Consider the following 21,921-nt stretch of genomic DNA (forward strand, 5'->3'; position numbering starts at 1 on the left):
ATGGAGGATCAACCGAAAACCGCGCTTGTCACGGGCTCCACCAGCGGCATTGGGCTTGCCATCGCCAAGCGTTTCGCCGAAGCGGGATTTCGGGTCGCGTTGCATGGCATAGAGGCGGCTGAGGAGGCGACGCCGGCGCTGGAGGCCGTGGCGAAGGCGGCGCGGCACAGGCCGGTCTATTTTGCCGCCAACCTCGCCCATTATGACGAGAGCGCGCATCTGCCGGAAACCGTCATCGCCGAGTTCGGCCATATCGACGTCCTGGTCAACAATGCCGGCATTCAGAAGGTCGCGCCGATCGACGAGTTCGATTTCGCCGATTTCTCCCGCATCGTCGCCATCTCGCTCGACAGCGCGTTTCACACCATCCATGCGGCCTTGCCCGGCATGAAGGAAAGGGGCTGGGGCCGCATCGTCAATATCGCCTCCGCCCATGGTTTGCGTGCCTCGCCCTTCAAGGGGCCTTATGTGGCGACCAAACACGCGGTGGTTGGCCTGACGAAAAGCGTGGCGCTGGAGGTGGCCGAACTTGGCATTACCTGCAACGCCATCTGCCCCGGTTATGTCTGGACACCGCTTGTCGCCGCCCAGGTCGCCGATCAGGCGCGCGTGCATGGCATGAGCGAGGAGGACGTGGTGAAAAAGGTAATGCTCGCGCCGCAGCCGACCAGACGGTTTGTACAACCGGAAGAAGTGGCGGAAATGGCGCTCTATCTCGCGGGCGATATGGCCCGCTCCATCACCGGTGCCACCATCTCCATCGATGGCGGCTGGACCGCGAAATAATTTTCGCATACCCGCTTTAAGCGAACCGTCTCGTCGACTTCCGTCATTGTTGAACGGTTTCAATCCTGTATAATTTCGTAGACGGCGGGGTTCAGCGCCGTATTCACGGAAAAGCGGGATGACGAACACAGGGTCTTTTGAGGCGCCGCTGGCGCGCTCACGCTTTGATACGCGCCAAGTGCTGAAACGCGACGCCATGGCGCTGTGGCGGGATTCGATCAATGTGTTGTTCGATGCCCGCCTGCGGCGATCGCAGGATGACGGTTTCTTCGCCAGCGTCGATGCCGCTTTCATCGGCAATGTCGCGCTTGGCCGCACCCAGTCGTTCGCGCAGGATTTCGACCGTTCGCGCCATAAGATCGCCCGCGACGGCATGGATGGTTTTCTCCTGCAGTTCTACGCCAGCGGACGTAGCATGTCGCGGCGCGGATCGGGCGAGACAGCAGGCCCCGGCGACCTCTATCTCATCGATATGGCGCAGCCGCTGGCCACTACTACGTCGGATCACGATCATCTCAGCCTCGTCGTGCCGCGCCGGCTGCTGGAAGGCAGGCTTTGCGGTTCCGGCAATCATCATGAACGCGTGCTGCCGGCCGGTCTGCCGCTGGTATCGCTGCTGCGCGAAACGATGACGAGCATCTATCGCCATTTCGACGTCATGAACGCCAGTGAAGGCGCAGCCACGGTCTCTCCGCTTCTGGAACTTGCTGCGGCCGCCATCAACAATCATGTCGGGCACGGCAATGCGCAGGGCGTGCAGCGGGCGCTCAGGGCATCCATCCGGCGTTATATCGACAATCACCTGCTCGATCCGGCGCTGTCAGTGGAAAAGGTCGTGGGCGAATTCGGCGTGTCGCGACGCACCGTCTACCGGCTCTTCGAGCCGCTGGGTGGGTTTTCGGCCTTCATCACCCACCGGCGTCTCGAGCGCGCGATGGATTTCCTGCGGGCGCCGCAATCGGCGCATATGACGATTGCCGAGGTGGCTGCGTCCTATGGTTTCACCAATCCGGAAAATTTCAGCCGCGTCTTCAAGAAGACCTTCGGCCTTTCGCCGCGCCAGATGCGGCATTTCGCGTTGGAAAGCCGTGATATTGCACCGGATATTCTGAAGCCGGATAGCGCCGAATGGACACGCTGGATCGTACGGCTCGGCCGCTGATCACGCCTGGTCGGGCGTTGATCTGGCACTCAATGGCGGCTTGTTGGCACAATTCGACCATTCGCTGCAGTTGCGGCGCAACGGGGATGCGCATGGCCGCCAGACGTGCCAAAAAGGCGAGGTTATTTTTTTAGATATATTGCCTGACAATCATGATGCTGAAAATTCTTGCTTTTCTGGACCTGTGGCGCGGATGGCGCCCTGCGGTGAAAAAATACTTTTCTTTTTCGGACGCCGAATTTCTCAAGGCGCCATCGCCCTCGCTATTGGCGGATTTGGACGGCCTGCCAGACGAGTTATGGGAAATGGATGATGACGGAGTGCACTTGCCGGTCTCCTGGCTTGGGCTCGGGCAAAGCTTCAGCGCGGTGGATGTGACAGGCTGCGACGGCTCAGAGAGGTCTCGTATACCGGTCGAGTGCGGTTAAGGCGGTCCGGTGATCTGGAACAAAACCCTGACCCCGGGGATTAGATCAGCAGGGTTACAGGGAGTGAAAGACATGGCCAGAGATAATGCCAGCTATCTTCGCGGTCGGGATGCGCCGAAAAGCGAAACTGCAACACGTGCGCGGCAGGGATCGCGCGGGCGTCCCGTCCTTGTCATTCTGATCGTCAGCGTGTTTCTTGCACTGGTGGTCTGGGCCGTTGTCGAATATTCGGTTTTCGAACCAGACGAAAACCGGCCGCAGAATTCGCAGACAGAAACGGCGCCCGTGCCGCAGCAGCCGTCCGGGTCCGGAACCTTCGACAACAATCCGGCAAATGGCCGTGCCCAGCCGCCATCGTCGACAGAGACAAATCCCGTACCGCAGGATTCGACCGGAGCCCCACAAAACCCGTGACCACCATGGCGTGAAGTTTTTTCGCGACGACGATGATTTTCATGGAACCATATCGCGCCCGATTTCATTTCACGCAAAGTGACAGGAATCGGGGGTTTCATTCATGGCAGTCACCGTCACTGCAGTTTTTCTCACGCTGATCGGCCTCGCGCTGTTCGGTTTCGGCTCTCAGCTCGTCATGCTGGGCGGGAGCTTTTATTACGTTCTTTCCGGGCTTGCCTTTCTGCTGACGGCCTTTCTGCTGTTCAAGCGCAATCGCGCAGCCCTCCATGTCTATGCTGTCTTCATTGTCGCGACGCTTGCCTGGGCCATCTGGGAAGTCGGCTTCGACTGGTGGCAACTTGGCCCGCGCGGCGGCGTCATCATTCTCATCGGTCTCTGGCTTCTGGTTCCATGGGTCAGAAAGCCGCTCGGTTTTGCAAGCCCGACCGGACATAGCTATGGGCCGAATGCCTGGCCTCTTGCCCTTTCCGTCCTCGCCTCCATCGTCGTTGCCGGATATTCCATGGCGCAGGATCCGCACGATACGGCAGGTTCCCTGCCGCAGGAAACGGCCTCGGCCACGCCCGTTTATGGTGGCGATGTCCCTGACGGTGACTGGCATCAATATGGCCGCACGCCCTATGGCCAGCGTTATTCACCGCTCACCCAGGTCAATGTCGACAACGTCTCGCAACTCAAGGAAGCCTGGCGTTACCAGACGGGCGATGTGAAGCTGCCAGATGACGTGGGTGAAACCACCTATCAGGTGACGCCGCTCAAGATCGGCAATATGCTTTATATCTGCACGCCGCATAATTGGGCGATCGCCATCGACGCCGCCACCGGTAAGGAAAAGTGGAAATACGACCCCAATGTCGGTCTCAATCCGGACCGCCAGCACCAGACCTGCCGCGGCGTTTCCTATTATGCCGAGCCGAATGCCGCTGAAGGCACGGCCTGCGCACAACGCGTCTACCTGCCGACCTCGGACGCGCGGCTGATTGCTCTTGACGCTGCCACCGGTCAGGTCTGCACGTCCTTTGCCGATCAGGGTGTGCTGCATCTTGAGCAGGGCATGAAATACAATCCTGCCGGTTATTATTATTCAACCTCGCCACCCGTCATCGCCGCGGGCAAGATCATTATTGGCGGTGCGGTGAACGACAACTATTCCACACAGGAACAGTCCGGCGTCATCCGCGCTTTCGATGTGAACAGCGGCGCGCTCGTCTGGAACTGGGATTCCGGCAATCCGGCGAAAACCGAACCGATTGCGGCGGGTGAGACCTACACCACCAATTCGCCCAACAGCTGGTCGGTCTTCAGTTACGATGAAGGCCTCGGTCTCGTTTATGTCCCGCTCGGCAATCAGGTGCCGGATCAGCTCGGCATGGGCCGCAGCGAGAATGTGGAGAAATACTCCTCCTCCATCGTCGCGCTGGATATCAATACCGGTAAGGATCGCTGGGTGCGCCAGACGGTTCATCACGATCTCTGGGACATGGACGTGCCGGCTCAGCCGGTGCTGCTCGACATCACCAAGGACGGCCAGACCGTGCCGGCCCTCGTCGGCCCGACCAAGCAGGGGGATATCTACGTTCTCGACCGGCGCACCGGCGAGCCGCTGCTGCCGATCACCGAAGAGCCTGCACCGGGCGGGGCAATCCCCGAGGATTTCACCTCTCCGACGCAGCCGACGACGGCGTTGTCCTTCAAGCCGGAGCCGTTGCAGGAAAAGGACATGTGGGGCGTTTCCATGTTCGACCAGCTCGCCTGCCGCATCCGCTTCCATCAGTTGAACTACGAGGGCCGCTATACGCCGCCCTCGCTGAACGGCTCGATCATCTATCCCGGCAATTTCGGCACCTTCAATTGGGGCAGCGTGGCGGTCGATCCCGAACGCCAGGTCATGTTCGGCATGCCGACCTATCTGGCCTTCACCTCGCAGCTCGTGCCGCGCGCCGACATTCCGCCGAAGGGTCAGGACGAGAAAGGCAGCGAACAGGGCCTGAACCGCAACGACGGTGCGCCCTATGGCGTGTTCATGGGCCCGTTCCTCGGTCCGCTGCAGATTCCCTGCCAGGCCCCGCCATGGGGTTATGTCGCGGGCGCTGACCTGCGCACCGGCGATATCGCCTACAAGCACAAGAACGGCACGGTCCATGACATGACGCCGCTGCCGCTGCCCTTCAAATTGGGCGTGCCGGGCATTGGCGGGCCGATGATCACCAAGGGCGGCGTCGCCTTCCTCGGTGCTGCCGTCGACAACTATCTGCGCGCCTATGACCTGACGACCGGCAAGCAGCTCTGGGAAGTGCGTCTGCCGGCCGGCGGTCAGGCAACGCCCATGACCTATTCGCTGGAAAACGGAAAGCAATATGTTGTGATGGTAGCGGGCGGCCACGGTTCGGTTGGAACCAAGCCCGGTGATTACGTCATCGCCTATACGCTGCCATAGGGTCTACGGGTCTTCAGGCACAAAAAAACCGGAATGGGTGACCATTCCGGTTTTTGTTTTGAATGAAAGCGCCTTACGCCGCCTTTTTCTCTGCGGCGGCATTAACAGAGGTTTTGGCGAGCGCTGTCAGGGCCTCGTCGGTCTTGGACTCTTCCTTGAGCGTGGCATCCAGCAGTGCGACGGCCTTTGTGTGGCCAAGCTTTTCCGCCCATGCCTTCAACGTGCCATAGCGGGCGATCTCGTAGTGCTCGACCGCCTGTGCCGAGGAGACAAGGCCGGCATCGAGAGCGGGCGTTCCCTTGAAATCCTCAATGATCTCTTCGCCTTCGGCGATGATGCCCTGAATGGCTTCGCAGGTCTTGCCCTGAGCCCGCTTGCCAATGATTTCGAACACTTCCTGCAGGCGTTCGATTTGGCCCTGGGTTTCTTCTTTGTGCTTTTCAAAAGCCTGTTTCAGCTTCGGGTCGGTGGCCGCCCGGGCCATTTTCGGCAGGGCTTTCAGGATCTGCCTCTCGGCGTAATAAATATCCTTCAGCGTGTCATAAAACAGGTCGTCGAGTTTCTTCTCGGCCATTGGTCCTTCTCCCATGTGTGAAAATATGTGACGTGCGCCCATGCGCACGGGAGGCAAACCCTTTGCCTCGGCCATAGTTCCGGCTCTGTTGCGCGCAACGTTTATATTGCCGAGTGGAACCAACACGTCTCCTTAAACTTAGTGTGAAGAAATTGCCGGAGGAGATGCGACCTTGCCCCAAAGCCTAGCAGAAGAATTTTCGATGAATATTTCCATCCCTTTCGAGGTGCTGCTGGTGCGTGTGTTTGGCGCGGTCATCCTGTGCGGCCTGATCGGTCTGGAACGGGAGTTTCACAAGAACACCGCTGGACTGCGCACCAACATGCTGATCGGCCTCGCCGCCGTCACCTTTTGCGTCATCACCGTTCATATGATGGAGACAATGGCGGAAGGTCATGAAGCCGCACGGCTCGATCCCATCCGGTTGGTGGAGGCGGTGACGGCCGGCATCGCCTTCCTCGCGGCGGGTGTGGTCGTTTATACCAGAGGCGATGTCAAAGGCTTGACGACGGGCGCCAGCATGTGGCTTTCGGCGGCAATCGGCCTTTCGGCCGGCCTTGGCATGTGGCCGCTTGCCCTTCTTGCTTCGGGGATGGGTATTGTCGTCCTGTGGACGCTGCGCCGCATGCAGGTGGCGGCGGGCATCAAGGAGGACTAAACGACATCAGTCGAAGCGGAAAAGATCGGCGTCGGGGTCCTTGCCGCCATTGACGGCGGCGGCCACGATTTCAGCGGCGATCTGGCTGAAGGTAATGCCGTTGCCGCCAAAACCCATCACTGCATAAACGTTGTTCATTCCGGGCACGGGGCCAATCAGCGGCAGACCGGTGGTGGTCGTGCCGAAGGCCGCCGCCCAGCGATATTCCGGTTCTCCCACATCGATGTCGAGAAGCTTTTCGATCTTGCGACGGATCGTTTCCGCCTTGGCGGCGAGCTTGCGCTCCGACTGGTAGGCGGTGGGGTTTTCTTCGTCCTCGCCTCCGGCGATCATCCGCCCCTCCCGGTCGGTGCGCAGGTAGAGATAGGGATCGGAGGCCTCCCAGACGATGTGGTTCTCCAGCCAGTCGGGCAGGTCAAGCCCCTTTCTGCTCGCCAGCGCCCAGGTGGAAATGATCTGGTGCTTCGGGCTTTCGAGCATTTTCAGAAATTCATAGCCGGTGCAGAAAACGACATTGCGTGCGGAAAGGATTTTGCCACCGGCGGTGGCGAGGACAACCGCGTCGCCGAGGTTTCTGAGATCGGTGATCTCAAGCTGCGAGACGATTTCGGCGCCCGCGCCCGCCGTGTGGCGCAAAAGGCCGGCCGTCAGCTGTGCGGGATTGGCGGAGGCCGAGATGTCGCTGAGGATGGCCCCGGTCCGGTGCATGCCGTATTGCTCTCTCAGTTCCGCAGCGGTGAGGAAACGGGCCTCGATGCCCGCTTCTTTGCGGGCATCCGCTTCGGCTTTCAACGCGCGCGATCCCATGTCGTCTCCGGCGAGATAAAGCGCCTGTTTGCGCTTCATGCTGCAGGAAATGCCGAGCGAGGAGACGATTTCCTCCAGCCGCAGGACGGCGCGGGCGGAACGCTGCCATGCCCTGTCAGCCGCGTGCCTGCCGATCATCTTTCGAAGCTGCGTCAGCGGCGTATCGATCTCGTGCTGGATCATCGCCGTGCTGGCGACGCTGCTGCCCATGACCGGCTCACGCCGGTCAACGATCAACATGGATTGACCTGGCCGTTGCAGGGCGTGGGATACGAGTGCGCCGCTGATGCCGGCGCCGACGACAATCGTATCGTAATGGTCGGCCTCCGGCATGCGCCTGCTGCGGACTCCGATACGCGGGCTATCCGCCCACACGGGTTTTGAGTCCCTGAGGTCACGTTCTTTTGTCAGTTCCGATGTCGGCATGAAATCATCCTGAAAGGTGTCACGGCTCGGTATAGCCGGCGACATTGATGGTGAGCGTTGCGCTGCGGGGATCGTTGCGGAAGAAAAGCGTGCCGGTGTCGCGAGACTCCGAGGCGACGTAATCGAATGTCACATCGGCGCTCTCCAGCGTCGCGTCGTTTTGCTGCAGGTCGCCGCGCACCTGCACCTGCGCCGCCGTCGTCATGGAAAGGTTGCGGATGTCGAATTTCACCCGGTATTGCCCGGGTTGCCCCTCTACGCCGGTAACGGCGATGTCGAAGCGGGCATCCTCCGGCCTGTAGCGATAAATGTCATAACCGATCGAGCCTAGCATGGCGGCGACCAGAAGCGTGCAGATGGTTCCCGTCACCCATTCGATCCAATGCGGATCGGCGCTTTCCATCTGTTTTCCGTTTTTGGATATCGTCATCTTGTCCTCACAGGATCAGCCGGGCCGACGCCGCGCCGATCGAGGCGGGCACGCCGAGAATGACGGCGGCATTCATGATCTGCGATAGCGAGGTGTGGTCGAGGCGCTCGAAGGTCCAAAGCGTATAGATGCTGATGGCGATGGCGACGACATAGCCGGGCAGGGTGAAGCGGATGAAGGATTGCCACCACTTCTGCCCTTCGTGCAGCTGGTGCGAGCCCTTGAAGTGAAGCGCGTAGACAAAGCCATGCATGATGGCGATCGACAGCAGGCAAAGCGCCAGAATGTGATAGGGCGTCACCTTATAGGCGATCAGGATCATTTCTTCCGTCGGGGCGACATTGAGGCCGAGGAAAAGCGCGCCGACCATCATCATGAACAGTTCGTGCAGATAACCCGTCTCGCCCGAATATTCGCCCTCCTCTTCATCCTTCGTATCAGAATGCTGACCGAGCTGGCTGCGCCCAAGCAGCGCGCCGATGCTGGCTGGAACGGATTGCAACGCAATCTTGGCGATGAAGTTGGAGGCGGTGATCTGGTCGTTCAGAATGCCGAACAGCAGGAGTACGGCGGCGCTGACGGCGATGCCCAGCCCATAGGCCGTTATCGCGTCGCGCAGCGCCTGGCTCCAGGAGTAAACATTCTCGAAACCGATGCGGCGGGCGAGAAGCAGCAGCAGCGGCAGGTTGAGGATGCAAAGCAGAAAAAGCCGCCATGAATTGATGTAAAGGCCGAGAAACCACATTTCCATGGTCATCAGCATGGGCAGGGCAAACAGCAATGCACCCGCCGTGCCGCGTGCGAGACCGATCAGAAATTGCCCGACCTCGTCATCATCCGCATCTCTTTGATTGATCGCCGCCACCATGCTACCCCCTGTCCAGAGCGATAACGCAATGGTGTTTTTCCGGTTCCGTGGGTTTATTTCGCGGGATCGATGAGAGCGATGCCGAATTCCCGGCGATAACTGCGCCGCAACTCCGCAGGTGTTTCGCGGATGACGACTTCCAGCGTTGGCCGCACCACTCCTTTGAGAAAATGGCCGCCCTTCGTGGAGCCGTCGGCAAAGCCCAGAACCACATGCAGGTGCGGATTGGGTGTGTCGTTCTCGTCAAGGGTGATATCGCCGAGCAGGCTCAGAACCTCGCTCTGGTCGGTGACCGGTATTTCATTGTAGTCCCGCGTCGAAAGGTCGAAAAAGGCGAGGGTCGCCGTGGCGAAAGCCCCGATCGCGCTCACCGAGGCGGCGTTGATGTTCTCGGCCTTGGCAAAGCGCGTGATAGCCTCGAATGCTTCTTCTTCGGGATCGATGACGAGGATGAAGGTACGCTCCGCGCCGCTTGCCAGCAATCTGCTTTTCATGTCTTCCTCCCAAATAGAAGTGCCGCCGGAAAACCGGCGGCACGGGAATAAAGGTGCGTGTCTTAAGCGGCGCGGCGTTCGTGGCGGCCTTCCTCGACCTCTTCCACGATCTTGGCGACAAAGGCGTCGAGATCGTCAGGGCTGCGGGAGGTAACGATCCCCTTGTCCGTTACCACCTTTTCATCCTTCCAGTTGGCGCCGGCATTCTTGAGGTCGGTCTTGATCGACCAATAGGAGGTGGCGTCGCGGCCACGCAGGGCGTCAGCTTCGATAAGCAGCCACGGTGCATGGCAGATGGCGGCGACCACCTTGCCGGATTTGACGAAATCGCGGACCACCCGCATCGCATCCTCGTCGTGACGCAGAATATCTGGGTTGATCTGGCCGCCGGGAAGAACCAGCGCGTCAAAATCTTCCGCTTTGACGGCTTTCGCCAAGAGATCGACGGCGATGCTGTCGCCCCAGTTCTTCTTGTCCCAGCTCTTGATCTCGCCCTCCTCGATGGAGGCGATCTTCACGTCTGCACCTTTGGCCTTCAGCTGGTCATAGGGCACGCGCAGTTCGGAACGCTCATAGCCGTCCGTTGCGAGAATGAGGATTTTTGCGGCGTTGATGGCAGTCATGTCTTTCTCCTTGTAGGTTTAGTCGTCCTTGTCAGAATTGATAGATGGCAGGAAAAACTCCACGTCCTTGCGGCGCTCCGCATCGAGATTTTCGATATGCGTTTGCCAGAACCGTTCGGCCTCCGCCGGTTCGTGCTCCCATTGGCGCACGAAGGTCTTGTTATCGTCGATCATCACCTGACGCGTGCCGCCGAGACGCAGATATTCTTCCGCAAGTTTGCGTGTTTCGGTCTTTTCCATGTCGCGGCTCCTTGTGCGTCGAAAGCGGGAACGGAGGGGCGCCGGATGGGTAAGAAGCTCGGCTGCCGTTTCGTTGGCCATCGGGAGAAAACGGAAAAATCCCGATGTTCTTCAGCGCCATCGCGTCCGTTTGACACGGCGGCCCCTCCAGTTGGAACAACGTGATCTTTCCGGTAAGGTTCCGTAGTTTTCCGGCGGCGTCATTGCCGAGCGGAATGTATCGCGCGCAATTTTTCACCGGAACAAACGGGCATGTCCCGCTGTTTTATCCCCGATGCAGGGGAGGCGGCATGGCAGCCAGACAGAGCGACGGTGAATACCGGAATAACCACGAAAACAAAGGCTTCTGGTCGATCGATTTCGGCGGCTCGCCTGTTATCGGCACGGCCATCCATGACGGCCATCGCATTAGACCTGACGTATCGCGGCTCATGGCCCTTTCCCCGGAACAGAGGCTGAGGGAGGAAGATCCTTTCACCGGTGAGATGATCGCCGGGCTGACGAACCGTATCGTCGTTCACCATTCACGTTTCGAAATCGATCTCAACCGAGCGGCCGATCAGGCGATCTATCTGAAGCCGGAACAATCCTGGGGGCTTGAGGTCTGGAAAGAAGAGCCGGCGCAGGAAGCCGTCCGGCAGTCGCTCGACTTTCACGCCGACTATTACACGATGCTGGAGACTATGCTCTCCGCAATCGAAAGGCGGCATGGGGCTTTCGTGGTGCTCGATATACACAGCTATAATCATCGCCGGCAGGGTGCGGCCGCGCCACCGACGGCGCAGGCGGAAGCGCCCGATATCAATATAGGCACCTTTTCCATGGATCGCAGCCGCTGGGGCGATATCGTGAGCGCGGTCGGGCGCCATTTCGCGTCAGCGACCATCGGCGAACGCCACCTCGATGTTCGCGAGAACGTGGCGTTTCAGGGCAAGGGAGAGCAGACCCGTTTCATCCACGAAAGGTTCGCAGAAAATGGCTGCGCCATCGCAATCGAGTTCAAGAAATTTTTCATGGACGAGTGGACGGGAAAGCCGGATGAGCGTGTGGTGGCGGATATTCGCCAAGCGATCGCGGCACTCCAGCCAGTAATCGAAGAATGTCTGAGGTCGCGGCGATGAATCCTTCATCCGCCCCCAGCGCGCCCTCTCCCGTCGCCGATCTGGTCGATGACGTCGTGTCCTGCCTCGAGGCCGGCAAGGCCATCCGCCGCGATGTCGGCAAAGACGGTCGTATGCATATCGACCGGCCGCTGCCGTTCCTGTGCCTGCATCTGACCGGCGGCACGAAAAATCTCGCCGCCCGCGATATCGCCGCCGCCCATGCCTCCTATCTGATCGTGCCGACCATTCAGGAGGCGGCGCCGCTGATCGAGGCTATTGGCACGGTCATGCGGCAGCGTTTCGGCGCCTTCATCGTACTCGATATCGGCGAACTGGAGCACGACATCCTGCTGGCCGACGATTCACCTTTCCTGCCGCATTTTGAGGTTTCGGTCTCCGCCACGTCAGAACCGGAAACCCAGAAAGCGCGTCGGGTCTTCATAAAGGCAGTCTGCGATGCCGAGGTACGCTTTCGCACGCCGCGCATCACCCGGCCGGAGCCGGAAGCCGATCCGATCCTCCGGTTTCAGAATGCCGGGCTGGATTTTCCCTGCATCAGCGTGCGTTTTGCGCCGATCTATCGCCAGCCGGAATCCGGTGCCGATTATCCCGGTTTGCGGGAGACGATGATCGCCGATCTTTTCGATGCGGGTTTGCAGGCCTTTTCGTCTTTTTCCTCCGATATGGATGCGTTAAACGTCGCCAGTCACAGGGCGCTGGGTCGCAAGGCCTTTGTGGATGCGGTGAAACGCGCCGACCGATCTATCGACGACATCGTCTCGTCGTTCGATTTTCTACTCTCGGTCACGCCCATCAATGCGCGACGGGCCTTCGAGGAGTTTCGCGACGGCGGCTTCCAATACGCGCCGCGCCTGCTTTACCGACCGCTGGGCGTGGATGTGGAAGAGCAGAAGCGCAAGCTTTATTCCGTCGCCTTCGATCACCTCGAAGACCCTGTGCTCTATCATCTTTATCGGGAGAAACAGCGGGAGATCGATCTGCAGCTGACGATGCTGGCCAGCCTGCATCATCGTACCTTCACCGATTTCTCCCGCGCGCTATATGGCGCCGTCGAACTCGCGCTTCTGACGCTGGCGCTTCATGTGCTCAAGGATTGCCCGCGCGGGCAGGAAAGTGGCGAAATCGCCATGGTCGATTGTTATGCTGTCGCGAAGAAGTCGCGCGAGATGGTCGAGACCTATCTGGCGGAAGAACCGGAGTTCAAGGCGCGCGTCGAAATCCGCGACGACCTGCCGCCGGGCATGATGGTGACGGGCGAGAAGCTTTTGATCTCCCGCCATACCGTCATGGAACAGCGCCGTGTCGAGGCGCTGCTGTCGCATGAGATCGGGGTGCATCTTCTCACCTATTTCAATGGCTCGTTTCAGGGGTTGCGGCTCTTCCGCACCGGCCTTTCCGGTTACGAAGGCGTGCAGGAGGGGCTGGCAGTGCTGGCGGAATATCTGGCTGGCGGCATGACGCGTGAGCGCCTGCGGCTGATCGCTGGCCGCGTTGTCGGATGCGCCGCAATGCTGGATGGTGCAAGCTTCGTGGAGACCTTCCGCATCATGACCCGCGATCACGGGTTCGATGAGGCCGGCGCCTTCAACATGGTGCTGCGCATCTATCGCGGCGGCGGTCTCTCCAAGGATGCGATTTATCTGCGCGGGCTGGCCGAGGTGATGGACCATCTAAGAAAGGGCGGGGCGCTCGATCCGTTCTGGATGGGTAAGATCGCCGCTCAGCATTTTCCTGTCATGCAGGAGCTGGCGTTGCGCGGCCTGTTACGTCCCCCTGGGATAAGGCCAGCATTTTTATTGCCCGCCAAGGCCAATGAGCGCCTGGAGAAAATCCGGGCGGGATTATCCATCGCCGAACTGGCGACTTTATAGGAGGGGCTTCATGCGTATCGCATTTTTCGTCAATTCCATCGAAACCGAGGGGCCGACCTTCGCCACGGGCCTGCTGGCCATGGCCGCGCTCAATCGCGGCCATGATGTGGTCTATCTGACACCGGGGGATTTTACCCTGCGCTCCGATGACACGCTGGCGGTTCATGCCACTGTTGTCCGCAAGGGAAAATACAAAAAGCCCGAGGCTTTCCATGTGGCACTCCAGGACAAGGCGCTTGAGCGCATGACCATGGACGTGGAGGAAATCGACGCGCTGATGCTGCGCAACGATCCGTCGCTCGACCAGACCACCCGGCCATGGGCCGTTCATGCCGGTATTCTGTTCGGCAGGCTTGCCGAGCAGCGCGGTGTGGTGGTGCTGAACGACCCCGAAGGTCTGGCGCTTGCGCAGAACAAGCTTTATTTTCAGAGCTTCCCGGAAATCGTTCGCCCAACGACGCTGATTTCCCGCAACGTCGAGGAAATCCGAGCCTTTGCCGATGCGCACCCGAAGGGCGTCATCGTCAAGCCGCTGCAGGGCTCCGGCGGCAAGAATGTTTTCAAGATCGGGTCGAGCAAGGAGACCAATCTCAACCAGATTTTCGAGGCGGTGAGCCTTGAGGGTTATTTGATCGCGCAGGCCTATCTGGCGGCCGCGAAAGAGGGTGATGTTCGGTTCTTCATGATGAATGGCAGGCCGTTGATGCGCGATGGCCAATATGCCGCGCTTCGCCGGGTGCCGGCCAAGGGAGACCTGCGCTCCAACATCCACGCCAACGGCACGGCCGAAGCGGTGAAGGTGACGGATGAGATCGTTGAACTGGCTGAAATGATGCGGCCGAAGCTCGTAGAGGATGGCATGTTCCTTGTCGGCCTCGATATCGTCGGTGACAAGATATTGGAAGTGAACGTGTTTTCGCCTGGTGGCCTCTCCAATATCCTTGAGCTCACCAATGTGGACTTTAGCGATACAATTATCGAAGCCGTCGAAACCAAGGTTTCGATGCAGGCGGCGTCGGGGGGTGCTCTCTCCAACCGGCTGCTGGCAACGCTCTGATTATTCTTTCAGATTGCCGTTCATGTCGCGATACCAGGTGACGAGGGCCTTGATGCCCTCCTCGACCGGGGTCTGCGGCACATAACCGGTCAATGCCCTCAGGAGATCGGGCGAGGCGAAGGTGCGGGGAACATCGCCCTGCTGCATCGGCAGCATGTTGCGGATCGCCGGCTTGCCAACGGCCTTTTCGATCGTTTCGACGAAATGCATCAGTTCCACCGGCTGGCCGCCACCGATATTGACGACGCGGAAAGGTGCGTGGTGCGAAAGCGTGTCGGTCACGCCTTCCTGCGTCACACGGTTTTCCTCGGAGGGGATGATCTGGCTCAACCGGACAATGCCCTCCACCAGATCGTCGATATAGGTGAAATCACGGCTCATATTGCCTTGCCCGTAAATATCGATGGGCCGGCCGTTGGAAACGGCATCGACGAATTTGATCGGTGCCATGTCCGGCCGTCCCCACGGGCCGTAGACCGTGAAAAAGCGGAAGGCGGTGGTGGGCAGCTTGTGCAGATGCGCATAGCTGTGCGCCATCAGTTCCATGGATTTTTTGGTGGCGGCGTAAAGCGTCATCGGCTCGTCGGCCTTGTCGCTTTCCGCAAACGGGATTTTCTCGTTGGCGCCGTAGATGGAAGAGGTAGACGCCAGCATCAGGTGCTTGACCTCCAGGCTTCTGGCGAGCTCCAGCATGTTGAACGAGCCGATGAGATTGGAATCGATATAGGCGCGCGGATTTTCAAGGCTGTAACGAACACCGGCCTGTGCGGCGAGGTGGATGATGATCTCAGGTTCGGCGGCCTCAGCCGCGCGCCTCAGCGCATCCGTATCTTCCAGCATGCCGATTTCGGCCCGGAAGCCGTTGGAGCGGGCAAGTATTGCGTGGCGTTTTTCCTTGAGGCTGACATCGTAATATTTCGTCATGCCATCGAAGCCGGTGACAAAATGGCCGGCGTCCAGCAGCCGTTTCGCAACGTAAAAGCCGATGAATCCTGCCGTGCCGGTAACGAGATAACGCATGATGACTAAGTCCCGAATCCGTTGGTGCGTTTGCGGCTGAACCGAAGCGCGAAAATTGTTGGCGTGAAATTCCGAAGGCTGAACCGCTAGAGTTCCTTGCCGGAACCACTCTCATGCGGGCGGCCGACCGCGGCATAGATAAAGCCATGCGCGGCAACTTCATCCGTTCGGTAGATATTGCGCAGGTCCACGAGCACAGGGCTTTTCATGATGGCTTTGAGGCGCGGCAGGTCGAGCGCGCGGAACTGGTTCCATTCCGTCACGATCACGACGGCGTCGGCGTTTTCCGCGGCTTCGTAAGGGCCTGCCGCATAGTCGATGTCTTCCATCAGATGCCGGGCATTCGCCATGCCTTCCGGATCGTAGCCCACCACTTTTGCGCCACCATCCTGCAAAGTCTGGATGATGGCGATTGCCGGGCTGTCGCGCATGTCGTCGGTATTCGGCTTGAAGGTGAGGCCAAGCACGGCGATCTTCTTGCCGCGCACATCGCCGCCCACAGCGTTGATGACCTTGCGGCCCATGGCGCGCTTGCGGTTGTCGTTGATGGCGATGGTGGTTTCGATCAGCCGCACCGGCGCATCATAATCCTGCGCGGTCTTGGCGAGCGCCAGCGTGTCCTTCGGGAAACAGGAGCCGCCATAACCGGGGCCGGCATGCAGGAATTTCGGGCCTATGCGGCCATCGAGACCGATGCCGCGCGAGACGTCCTGCACATTGGCGCCGACCTTTTCGCAGAGATCAGCCATTTCGTTGATAAAGGTGATCTTCATCGCCAGAAAGGCGTTGGCGGCATATTTGATGAGTTCGGAAGCGCGCCTTGTGGTGAAGAGCAGCGGTGACTGGTTGAGGTAAAGCGGGCGGTAAACCTCGGTCATGACGGGGCGGGCGCGCTCATCCGAAAGGCCGACGACGATGCGGTCCGGCCGCTTGAAATCCTCGATGGCGGCCCCTTCGCGCAGGAATTCCGGGTTGGACACCACGGCGAAATCGGCGGATGGGTTTTCCTCGCGAATGATACGCTCCACCTCGTCGCCGGTACCGACGGGAACGGTGGATTTGGTGACGATCACGGTGAAACCATCAAGCGCATGGGCGATCTCTTTCGCTGCCGCATAGACATAACCGAGATCGGCATGGCCGTCGCCGCGTCGCGAGGGTGTGCCTACCGCGATGAAGACGACATCGGCATTGGCCACCGCTGCGGAAAGATCGGTCGTGAAGCTCAACCGACCGGCTTTGGCGTTGTTGGCGACGATTGTTTCGAGACCCGGCTCGAAGATGGGGATATGGCCGCTTTTCAAAGCCTCGATCTTCTCCGGCATCTTGTCGACGCAGACCACGTCATGGCCGAAATCGGCAAAACACGCGCCGGACACGAGGCCGACATAACCCGAACCGATCATCACAATCCGCATTCTTTTTCCTTTCGGTTAGCGAGGCCATGTTAACGCAGCAGCACCGGCCGGGGAAATCGGCGGGTGAAAAATCGCATGATGATGTTTAGCCGCCTTCATGTCCGTCGCCAAGCGCTGCGATCAACACGGGCTAACCTCTTTCCATGACGGGGATGTGATGGCCGAGCGGGACAAATTTGCCGCACCTTGCAGCCGATTGCATCGATGCTGTGAGATCGCCCATTTTTGCCTGTTTTGCGGCTTGCACTCATAGGTAGCCGGGTCTAGCCATAGGGTCGAGGATCACATCTGCCAGACCGTCTGTCCCTTGGTTGGGGCGTCCAGGTCGCGTCACGCGGCCGGGGGATGCTTTGCATTGCGGTCGATGTTGGGGAAGTCAAATGCAAAAGGGTTTTCTGCTCGGTCTGTTCGCTTATGCGACCTTTTCCATGGGCGATGCCACAATCAAGTCGCTGGGATCGCAGATCAGCGTTTTCGAAATCGGCTTTTTCAGCATTCTTTTCTCCGGCATCTTCATCTTCTTCAGCAAGCCGCGCGAAGAAAGGTGGCGTGAATTCTGGCGCATGAGCCGGCCCTTCGCCGTGCATGGGCGCGCCATCTCCGGCCTCTTCGCCGGTATTTTCGGAATCTATGCCTTCACCACCATTCCGCTGGCGGAAGCGTATGCGCTGATCTTCCTGTCGCCGCTCTTCGTGACCGTCCTTTCCGCCGCCGTGCTGAAGGAGAATATCGGCCCGTGGCGCTGGGCGGCGGTTCTGGCCGGCATCGTCGGTGTCATTCTCGTCGTGCGGCCTGGTTTCAAGACACTGGAGCTCGGGCATATTGCCGCCATCGGCGTGGCATTCCTTGCGGCCATGACCATCGTTCTTTTGCGCTCGCTGGCGGGCAAGGAAAAGCGCACCTCGATCATGGGCGTGCTGTTGATCTATGGTTTGACCTTTAATGGCATCGCGTCGATCCCCGATTTCGTCATGCCCAATCTTCACCAGTTGCTCGCCTTCGCTTTCATCGGGCTTTGCACGGCAACGGGCCAGATCACCCTTCTGGTCGCAACCCGCATCGCGCCGGCAAGCCAGATCGCGCCCTCGCATTATTCGCAAATCCTCTGGGCCGTGGCGATCGGCATTGCTTTCTTCCACGAATATCCTGACGCCACTGCTGTGCTTGGGCTCGCCGTCATCGCCGCATCGGGACTGCTGACGATGATCCGTGAGAAGGTAAGGCTCGGCACCGTGCGCTGGAACCCGTTTTTCCGCAATCGTCTTTGAACTCACCCTTGATCGGAAACAGTGCGTCAACCGAAGCGCGGCTTGTGAAGCGGCGGCGACCCGGCCCATAAGGCTTTCATCTTTAGATGAACGGGGAGCCGCAAATGCTCGTGGATGGAAAATGGACCGCCGACTGGCATCCGGTGCAGGCGACCGACAAGAAGGGCGGCTTCGTTCGCCAGACCTCCGGCTTCCGCAACTGGGTGACACCTGACGGTTCGGCGGGGCTGACGGGCGAGGGCGGTTTTGCGGCCGAAAGTGGCCGCTATCATCTTTATGTCGCGCTGATCTGCCCCTGGGCATCGCGCACGCTGATCGGCCGAAAGCTGAAGAAGCTGGAAGAGGTGATTTCCGTTTCCGTGGTCGAGCCGGCGCTTTCCGATGAGGGCTGGAAATTCGGCGACTATCCGGGTTCGGACCGCGATACGCTCAACGGCTTTACCTATATGCACGAAGCCTATACCAGGGCGGATCCGCATTATACCGGCCGCGCCACCGTGCCCGTGCTTTGGGACCAAAAGACAAAAACCATCGTCAACAACGAATCCGCCGATATTCTGCGCATGTTGAATTCCGGTTTCGGCGCTCTGGCCGATGATGGCGTGGACCTGTATCCGGAAGGTTTGCGCGATGAAATCGATGCTCTCAATGACCACATCTATCCGCGCCTCAACAACGGCGTTTACAGAACCGGTTTCGCCACCACACAGGTGGCCTATGAAGAGGCCTTCGCCGACGTCTTCGCAACGCTTCAGGAGATTGAAAATCGTCTTGTCTCAGGCGGGCCTTTCCTTTTCGGCGATCTTCTGACCGAAACGGATGTCCGGCTTTTTGTGACGCTGGTGCGTTTCGACGCCGCCTATTACGGCCTGTTTAAATGCAATCTTCGCCGCATCGCCGATTATTCCGCGCTGCACGCCTATATGATGCGCGTGCTGAACGTTCCGGGCGTGCGCGACACGGTCAATATCGATCACATCAAGCGTGGTTATTATTCCATCAAGGCGCTCAATCCGACCCGTATCGTGCCTGTCGGCCCCGATCTTCCGGGACTTGACGGTGTTTCCCTTCGCCCTTTTCTCTGAGCAGATGATGGATTACACCGGCTTGCCGACCTGATCGAGCAGCCAGGCCTGAAAGGCGCGGGCCAGCGCATTGTCCTGCCGTCCTTCCGGCAGGGCGATGTAATAACTCTTGTCGGTCCGCAGGGGAATGTCGAAGACGATTTCGAGACGGCCGGAGGCGATCTCCGCCTCGATGAGATATTTTGGCAGAAGAGCAAAGCCGATGCCGCTCGCGGCTGCCTCGATGATCATCGAAAACTGGTCGAAACGGCTGCCCTGATAAGCGTTAGCCGCCGTCACACCGTTCATCTCCAGCCATTCCGTCCATAGTTTCGGCCGCGTCGTCACATGCAGGAGCGGTTGTCCGGTCAGGTCCTGCGGCACGCTCACGCTGGCGCGGCGCAGGAGGGTGGGGCTCGCAACCGGCACGATCACCTCGTTGCATAAAAATGTGCAGGTGCCATGCGCCCAGACCGGCTGGCCGTAATGAATGGCGAGATCGAAACCTTCCTCATCGAAATCGAAGGGGTGGGAGCGCGAGCCGATAGTGATTGCCACATCAGGATTGTTGTCGATGAAGCGGCGGAGGCGCGGCATCAGCCAACGGCTGCCGAATGTCGGCAATGTCGCGACGGAAAGCGATGCGTGCGATGTTCCGGCTGAAACCGCGCGCACCATCAGCTGTTCGGACTGCTGCAACAGGCGTCGCACGTCCGGCAGGAATTTGCGGCCCGCCTCCGAGAGCACGACCCGCCTGCGGATGCGCTCGAAAAGCTGCATTCCCGTCTGCGCTTCGAGTTCACCGATCTGCCGGCTCACCGCGCTCTGCGTGAGGTTGAGTTCTTCCGCCGCACGCGTAAAATTGCCGTGCCGCGCCGCGCATTCGAACGCTTGCAGGGTAACGATGTCAGGGACCAGTCTTCTGCGTGGATCCATTCCATTCTCGCATCAACTTACCCGCTTTCCTCATTAGAAAGCGTTATTGTAGCCATATATGATTACGGGAAAGAATGGAACGGTGCAAAACGCCAGTTCCAGAGAACGGATGACAAATTCGGGGAAAGAAAAGTGACGGGAGTTGAAAGCGCCGCATCAAAACGGCCTTTCCTCCCTTTTTTAGCCAAAAGGACGACGGATATGGATGCGACCACGAAGCTCGATGTGAAACAGGAAGCGGCGGCCCTGCTCGACAGGATGGGCGTTGCCCGCGAACTTTATACCAGCGGCGATATGGCGTCCTTCAGCCCGGTGACGGGTGAGCAGGTCGCGAGCCTGAAGACCGTTTCGGTCGAAGGTGTCGCAGCCGTGATCGACCGGGCCGACGCCGCCTTCAAGGCATGGCGCAATGTGCCGGCTCCCCGTCGTGGTGAGTTGATCCGGCTGCTCGGTGAGGAACTGCGCGCCTTCAAGAGCGATCTCGGCCGTCTCGTATCGCTGGAAGCGGGCAAGATTCCGTCCGAAGGTCTCGGCGAAGTGCAGGAAATGATCGACATCTGCGATTTCGCCGTCGGTCTTTCCCGCCAGCTTTATGGTCTCACGATCGCCACCGAACGTCCAGGCCACCGCATGATGGAAACCTGGCATCCGCTTGGCGTTGTCGGCGTCATCTCCGCCTTCAATTTCCCGGTCGCGGTATGGTCGTGGAATGCGGCGCTCGCCATCGTCTGCGGCAATTCGGTGGTCTGGAAGCCTTCGGAGAAGACCCCGCTGACGGCACTTGCAGTTCAGGGCATCTTTGAGCGCGCCGCCGCCCGCTTCGGCGATGCGCCGGAAGGTCTCTCGCAGCTTCTGATCGGCGACCGCGCCGTTGGCGAGGCATTGGTGGATAATCCCAAGGTGCCGCTCGTCTCGGCCACCGGTTCCACCCGCATGGGCCGTGATGTCGGCCCGCGTCTGGCGAAACGCTTCGCCCGCGCCATTCTGGAACTCGGCGGCAACAATGCCGGTATCGTCTGCCCTTCCGCCGATCTCGACATGGCGCTGCGCGCCATCGCCTTCGGCGCCATGGGCACGGCCGGTCAGCGCTGCACCACACTTCGCCGTCTCTTCGTGCATGACAGTGTCTATGACCAGCTCGTGCCGCGCCTGAAAAAGGCCTATGCATCCGTTTCCGTCGGCAACCCGCTGGAAACCTCCGCACTCGTCGGTCCGCTGGTCGACAAGGCGGCTTTTGACGGCATGCAGAAGGCCCTCGAAGCGGCGAAAGCGCATGATGGCGTGGTGAATGGCGGCGGCCGCGTGGATACGGGTGCGCCTGATGCCTATTACGTCCAGCCGGCGCTTGTCGAAATGCCGAAGCAGGCGGGGCCTGTGCTGGAAGAGACTTTCGCGCCGATCCTCTACGTCATGAAATACAGCGATCTCGATCAGGCGATCGACGACCACAACGCCGTTGCCGCCGGTCTTTCGTCATCGATCTTCACCCGCGACATGCAGGAATCGGAACGGTTCCTGTCGTCGGAAGGCTCCGATTGCGGCATTGCCAACGTCAATATCGGCACTTCGGGTGCGGAAATCGGCGGCGCCTTCGGTGGCGAGAAGGAAACCGGCGGCGGCCGTGAATCCGGCTCCGACGCCTGGAAGGCCTATATGCGCCGCGCCACCAACACCATCAACTACTCCAAGGCGCTGCCGCTGGCACAGGGTGTTTCGTTCGATATCGAATAATCGCCTCTTCCAGAGAGAAATTGATCCACCATGCCGGCGCGGCTTCATCCACGCCGGCATTTCTATTCGCCGTGGCGGCACC

22 protein-coding genes are annotated in these 21,921 nt (G+C 59.7%); 12 read left to right on the forward strand and 10 right to left on the reverse strand.

Annotation, left to right across the window (positions count from 1 at the left end):
* The 5 genes from PL599_RS14835 to PL599_RS14855 all read left to right on the forward strand — a co-directional run bounded on the left by PL599_RS14835 (position 1) and on the right by PL599_RS14855 (position 5,230).
* On the forward strand, positions 1-786 hold the full coding sequence (locus PL599_RS14835; RefSeq protein WP_269824562.1) for a 3-hydroxybutyrate dehydrogenase: 786 nt from the start codon (positions 1-3) through the stop codon (positions 784-786).
* Positions 787-904: 118 nt separating this feature from the next.
* On the forward strand, positions 905-1,948 hold the full coding sequence (locus PL599_RS14840; protein ID WP_173991398.1) for a helix-turn-helix domain-containing protein: 1,044 nt from the start codon (positions 905-907) through the stop codon (positions 1,946-1,948).
* A 155-nt stretch (positions 1,949-2,103) separates the two neighbouring features.
* Positions 2,104-2,376, forward strand: a complete 273-nt coding sequence (locus PL599_RS14845; RefSeq protein WP_161596369.1) for a hypothetical protein — start codon at positions 2,104-2,106, stop codon at positions 2,374-2,376.
* 72 nt (positions 2,377-2,448) lie between these two features.
* A complete protein-coding gene (locus PL599_RS14850) occupies positions 2,449-2,790 on the forward strand; it encodes a hypothetical protein (protein ID WP_077984967.1) in 342 nt (113 codons plus the stop codon).
* 103 nt (positions 2,791-2,893) lie between these two features.
* Positions 2,894-5,230 carry a glucose/quinate/shikimate family membrane-bound PQQ-dependent dehydrogenase gene (locus PL599_RS14855; RefSeq protein ID WP_269824561.1) on the forward strand — a complete coding sequence of 779 codons (2,337 nt, stop codon included), beginning with the start codon at positions 2,894-2,896 and terminating at the stop codon, positions 5,228-5,230.
* Between the two features lie 73 nt (positions 5,231-5,303).
* Here PL599_RS14855 and PL599_RS14860 read toward each other — a convergent pair whose 3' ends face one another.
* Entirely contained in the window at positions 5,304-5,804 is a 501-nt protein-coding gene (locus tag PL599_RS14860) for a YciE/YciF ferroxidase family protein (protein WP_137412461.1), read from the reverse strand.
* Positions 5,805-5,976: 172 nt separating this feature from the next.
* Here PL599_RS14860 and PL599_RS14865 point away from each other — a divergent pair, with 172 nt between their 5' ends.
* A complete protein-coding gene (locus PL599_RS14865; RefSeq protein WP_137412460.1) occupies positions 5,977-6,462 on the forward strand; it encodes an MgtC/SapB family protein in 486 nt (161 codons plus the stop codon).
* A gap of 6 nt (positions 6,463-6,468) precedes the next feature.
* Here the strand turns inward: PL599_RS14865 and PL599_RS14870 are convergent, their stop codons facing one another.
* The 6 genes from PL599_RS14870 to PL599_RS14895 all read right to left on the reverse strand — a co-directional run bounded on the left by PL599_RS14870 (position 6,469) and on the right by PL599_RS14895 (position 10,350).
* The gene (locus PL599_RS14870) at positions 6,469-7,695 is read right to left on the reverse strand and encodes an NAD(P)/FAD-dependent oxidoreductase (RefSeq protein ID WP_269824560.1); all 1,227 of its coding nucleotides are present in this window, start codon (positions 7,693-7,695) and stop codon (positions 6,469-6,471) included.
* A gap of 19 nt (positions 7,696-7,714) precedes the next feature.
* Positions 7,715-8,125 carry a TIGR02588 family protein gene (locus PL599_RS14875; protein WP_077984963.1) on the reverse strand — a complete coding sequence of 137 codons (411 nt, stop codon included), beginning with the start codon at positions 8,123-8,125 and terminating at the stop codon, positions 7,715-7,717.
* Positions 8,126-8,132: 7 nt separating this feature from the next.
* Positions 8,133-8,993, reverse strand: a complete 861-nt coding sequence (locus PL599_RS14880) for a TIGR02587 family membrane protein (RefSeq protein WP_142913451.1) — start codon at positions 8,991-8,993, stop codon at positions 8,133-8,135.
* Between the two features lie 53 nt (positions 8,994-9,046).
* A complete protein-coding gene (locus PL599_RS14885) occupies positions 9,047-9,487 on the reverse strand; it encodes a PPC domain-containing DNA-binding protein (RefSeq protein ID WP_269824559.1) in 441 nt (146 codons plus the stop codon).
* Between the two features lie 62 nt (positions 9,488-9,549).
* Positions 9,550-10,110 (reverse strand): type 1 glutamine amidotransferase domain-containing protein, encoded by a 561-nt coding sequence (locus PL599_RS14890; protein ID WP_269824558.1) that lies wholly within the window; start codon positions 10,108-10,110, stop codon positions 9,550-9,552.
* 18 nt (positions 10,111-10,128) lie between these two features.
* A complete protein-coding gene (locus PL599_RS14895) occupies positions 10,129-10,350 on the reverse strand; it encodes a hypothetical protein (RefSeq protein WP_077984959.1) in 222 nt (73 codons plus the stop codon).
* A gap of 290 nt (positions 10,351-10,640) precedes the next feature.
* On the opposite strand from PL599_RS14895, the gene PL599_RS14900 reads away from it, so the two are divergent.
* From PL599_RS14900 to PL599_RS14910, 3 genes are read left to right on the forward strand one after another with little or no spacing between them, the layout of a single operon-like run.
* On the forward strand, positions 10,641-11,471 hold the full coding sequence (locus PL599_RS14900; protein ID WP_137412455.1) for an N-formylglutamate amidohydrolase: 831 nt from the start codon (positions 10,641-10,643) through the stop codon (positions 11,469-11,471).
* The gene (locus PL599_RS14905; RefSeq protein ID WP_269824557.1) at positions 11,468-13,345 is read left to right on the forward strand and encodes a flavohemoglobin expression-modulating QEGLA motif protein; all 1,878 of its coding nucleotides are present in this window, start codon (positions 11,468-11,470) and stop codon (positions 13,343-13,345) included. Before PL599_RS14900 ends, PL599_RS14905 begins: the two co-directional genes overlap by 4 nt.
* A gap of 10 nt (positions 13,346-13,355) precedes the next feature.
* Positions 13,356-14,402: a glutathione synthase gene (locus PL599_RS14910; protein ID WP_269824556.1), complete on the forward strand. Its 1,047-nt coding sequence runs from the start codon at positions 13,356-13,358 to the stop codon at positions 14,400-14,402.
* Here the strand turns inward: PL599_RS14910 and PL599_RS14915 are convergent, their stop codons facing one another.
* Both PL599_RS14915 and PL599_RS14920 read right to left on the reverse strand, forming a co-directional pair.
* On the reverse strand, positions 14,403-15,422 hold the full coding sequence (locus PL599_RS14915) for an NAD-dependent epimerase (RefSeq protein WP_269824555.1): 1,020 nt from the start codon (positions 15,420-15,422) through the stop codon (positions 14,403-14,405).
* 86 nt (positions 15,423-15,508) lie between these two features.
* Positions 15,509-16,840, reverse strand: coding sequence for a UDP-glucose dehydrogenase family protein (locus PL599_RS14920; protein ID WP_269824554.1), 1,332 nt, complete (start codon positions 16,838-16,840; stop codon positions 15,509-15,511).
* A 380-nt stretch (positions 16,841-17,220) separates the two neighbouring features.
* Here PL599_RS14920 and PL599_RS14925 point away from each other — a divergent pair, with 380 nt between their 5' ends.
* A complete protein-coding gene (locus tag PL599_RS14925) occupies positions 17,221-18,108 on the forward strand; it encodes a DMT family transporter (protein ID WP_077984955.1) in 888 nt (295 codons plus the stop codon).
* Positions 18,109-18,212: 104 nt separating this feature from the next.
* Positions 18,213-19,193, forward strand: coding sequence for a glutathione S-transferase family protein (locus tag PL599_RS14930; RefSeq protein ID WP_269824553.1), 981 nt, complete (start codon positions 18,213-18,215; stop codon positions 19,191-19,193).
* Positions 19,194-19,205: 12 nt separating this feature from the next.
* Here PL599_RS14930 and PL599_RS14935 read toward each other — a convergent pair whose 3' ends face one another.
* Positions 19,206-20,108, reverse strand: coding sequence for a LysR family transcriptional regulator (locus tag PL599_RS14935; protein WP_269824552.1), 903 nt, complete (start codon positions 20,106-20,108; stop codon positions 19,206-19,208).
* Positions 20,109-20,309: 201 nt separating this feature from the next.
* On the opposite strand from PL599_RS14935, the gene amaB reads away from it, so the two are divergent.
* Positions 20,310-21,839 (forward strand): L-piperidine-6-carboxylate dehydrogenase, encoded by a 1,530-nt coding sequence (gene amaB, locus PL599_RS14940; RefSeq protein WP_077984952.1) that lies wholly within the window; start codon positions 20,310-20,312, stop codon positions 21,837-21,839.
* The last annotated feature ends 82 nt before the right edge of the window (positions 21,840-21,921 follow it).

Origin of the sequence: Agrobacterium sp. ST15.16.055, assembly GCF_027956555.1 — a bacterium.
GTDB lineage: Bacteria > Pseudomonadota > Alphaproteobacteria > Rhizobiales > Rhizobiaceae > Agrobacterium > Agrobacterium salinitolerans.

Bases quoted from the DNA above. Each gene is read 5' to 3' on its own strand.
- PL599_RS14850 (WP_077984967.1), top strand. From the start codon at position 2,449: ATGGCCAGAGATAATGCCAGCTATCTTCGCGGTCGGGATGCGCCGAAA.
- PL599_RS14915 (WP_269824555.1), bottom strand. From the start codon at position 15,422: ATGCGTTATCTCGTTACCGGCACGGCAGGATTCATCGGCTTTTACGTT.
- PL599_RS14890 (WP_269824558.1), bottom strand. From the start codon at position 10,110: ATGACTGCCATCAACGCCGCAAAAATCCTCATTCTCGCAACGGACGGC.
- PL599_RS14875 (WP_077984963.1), bottom strand. From the start codon at position 8,125: ATGACGATATCCAAAAACGGAAAACAGATGGAAAGCGCCGATCCGCAT.
- PL599_RS14840 (WP_173991398.1), top strand. From the start codon at position 905: ATGACGAACACAGGGTCTTTTGAGGCGCCGCTGGCGCGCTCACGCTTT.
- PL599_RS14835 (WP_269824562.1), top strand. From the start codon at position 1: ATGGAGGATCAACCGAAAACCGCGCTTGTCACGGGCTCCACCAGCGGC.
- PL599_RS14880 (WP_142913451.1), bottom strand. From the start codon at position 8,993: ATGGTGGCGGCGATCAATCAAAGAGATGCGGATGATGACGAGGTCGGG.
- PL599_RS14910 (WP_269824556.1), top strand. From the start codon at position 13,356: ATGCGTATCGCATTTTTCGTCAATTCCATCGAAACCGAGGGGCCGACC.
- PL599_RS14870 (WP_269824560.1), bottom strand. From the start codon at position 7,695: ATGCCGACATCGGAACTGACAAAAGAACGTGACCTCAGGGACTCAAAA.
- PL599_RS14935 (WP_269824552.1), bottom strand. From the start codon at position 20,108: ATGGATCCACGCAGAAGACTGGTCCCTGACATCGTTACCCTGCAAGCG.
- PL599_RS14920 (WP_269824554.1), bottom strand. From the start codon at position 16,840: ATGCGGATTGTGATGATCGGTTCGGGTTATGTCGGCCTCGTGTCCGGC.
- PL599_RS14845 (WP_161596369.1), top strand. From the start codon at position 2,104: ATGCTGAAAATTCTTGCTTTTCTGGACCTGTGGCGCGGATGGCGCCCT.
- amaB (WP_077984952.1), top strand. From the start codon at position 20,310: ATGGATGCGACCACGAAGCTCGATGTGAAACAGGAAGCGGCGGCCCTG.
- PL599_RS14855 (WP_269824561.1), top strand. From the start codon at position 2,894: ATGGCAGTCACCGTCACTGCAGTTTTTCTCACGCTGATCGGCCTCGCG.
- PL599_RS14885 (WP_269824559.1), bottom strand. From the start codon at position 9,487: ATGAAAAGCAGATTGCTGGCAAGCGGCGCGGAGCGTACCTTCATCCTC.
- PL599_RS14925 (WP_077984955.1), top strand. From the start codon at position 17,221: ATGCAAAAGGGTTTTCTGCTCGGTCTGTTCGCTTATGCGACCTTTTCC.
- PL599_RS14895 (WP_077984959.1), bottom strand. From the start codon at position 10,350: ATGGAAAAGACCGAAACACGCAAACTTGCGGAAGAATATCTGCGTCTC.
- PL599_RS14905 (WP_269824557.1), top strand. From the start codon at position 11,468: ATGAATCCTTCATCCGCCCCCAGCGCGCCCTCTCCCGTCGCCGATCTG.
- PL599_RS14900 (WP_137412455.1), top strand. From the start codon at position 10,641: ATGGCAGCCAGACAGAGCGACGGTGAATACCGGAATAACCACGAAAAC.
- PL599_RS14860 (WP_137412461.1), bottom strand. From the start codon at position 5,804: ATGGCCGAGAAGAAACTCGACGACCTGTTTTATGACACGCTGAAGGAT.
- PL599_RS14930 (WP_269824553.1), top strand. From the start codon at position 18,213: ATGCTCGTGGATGGAAAATGGACCGCCGACTGGCATCCGGTGCAGGCG.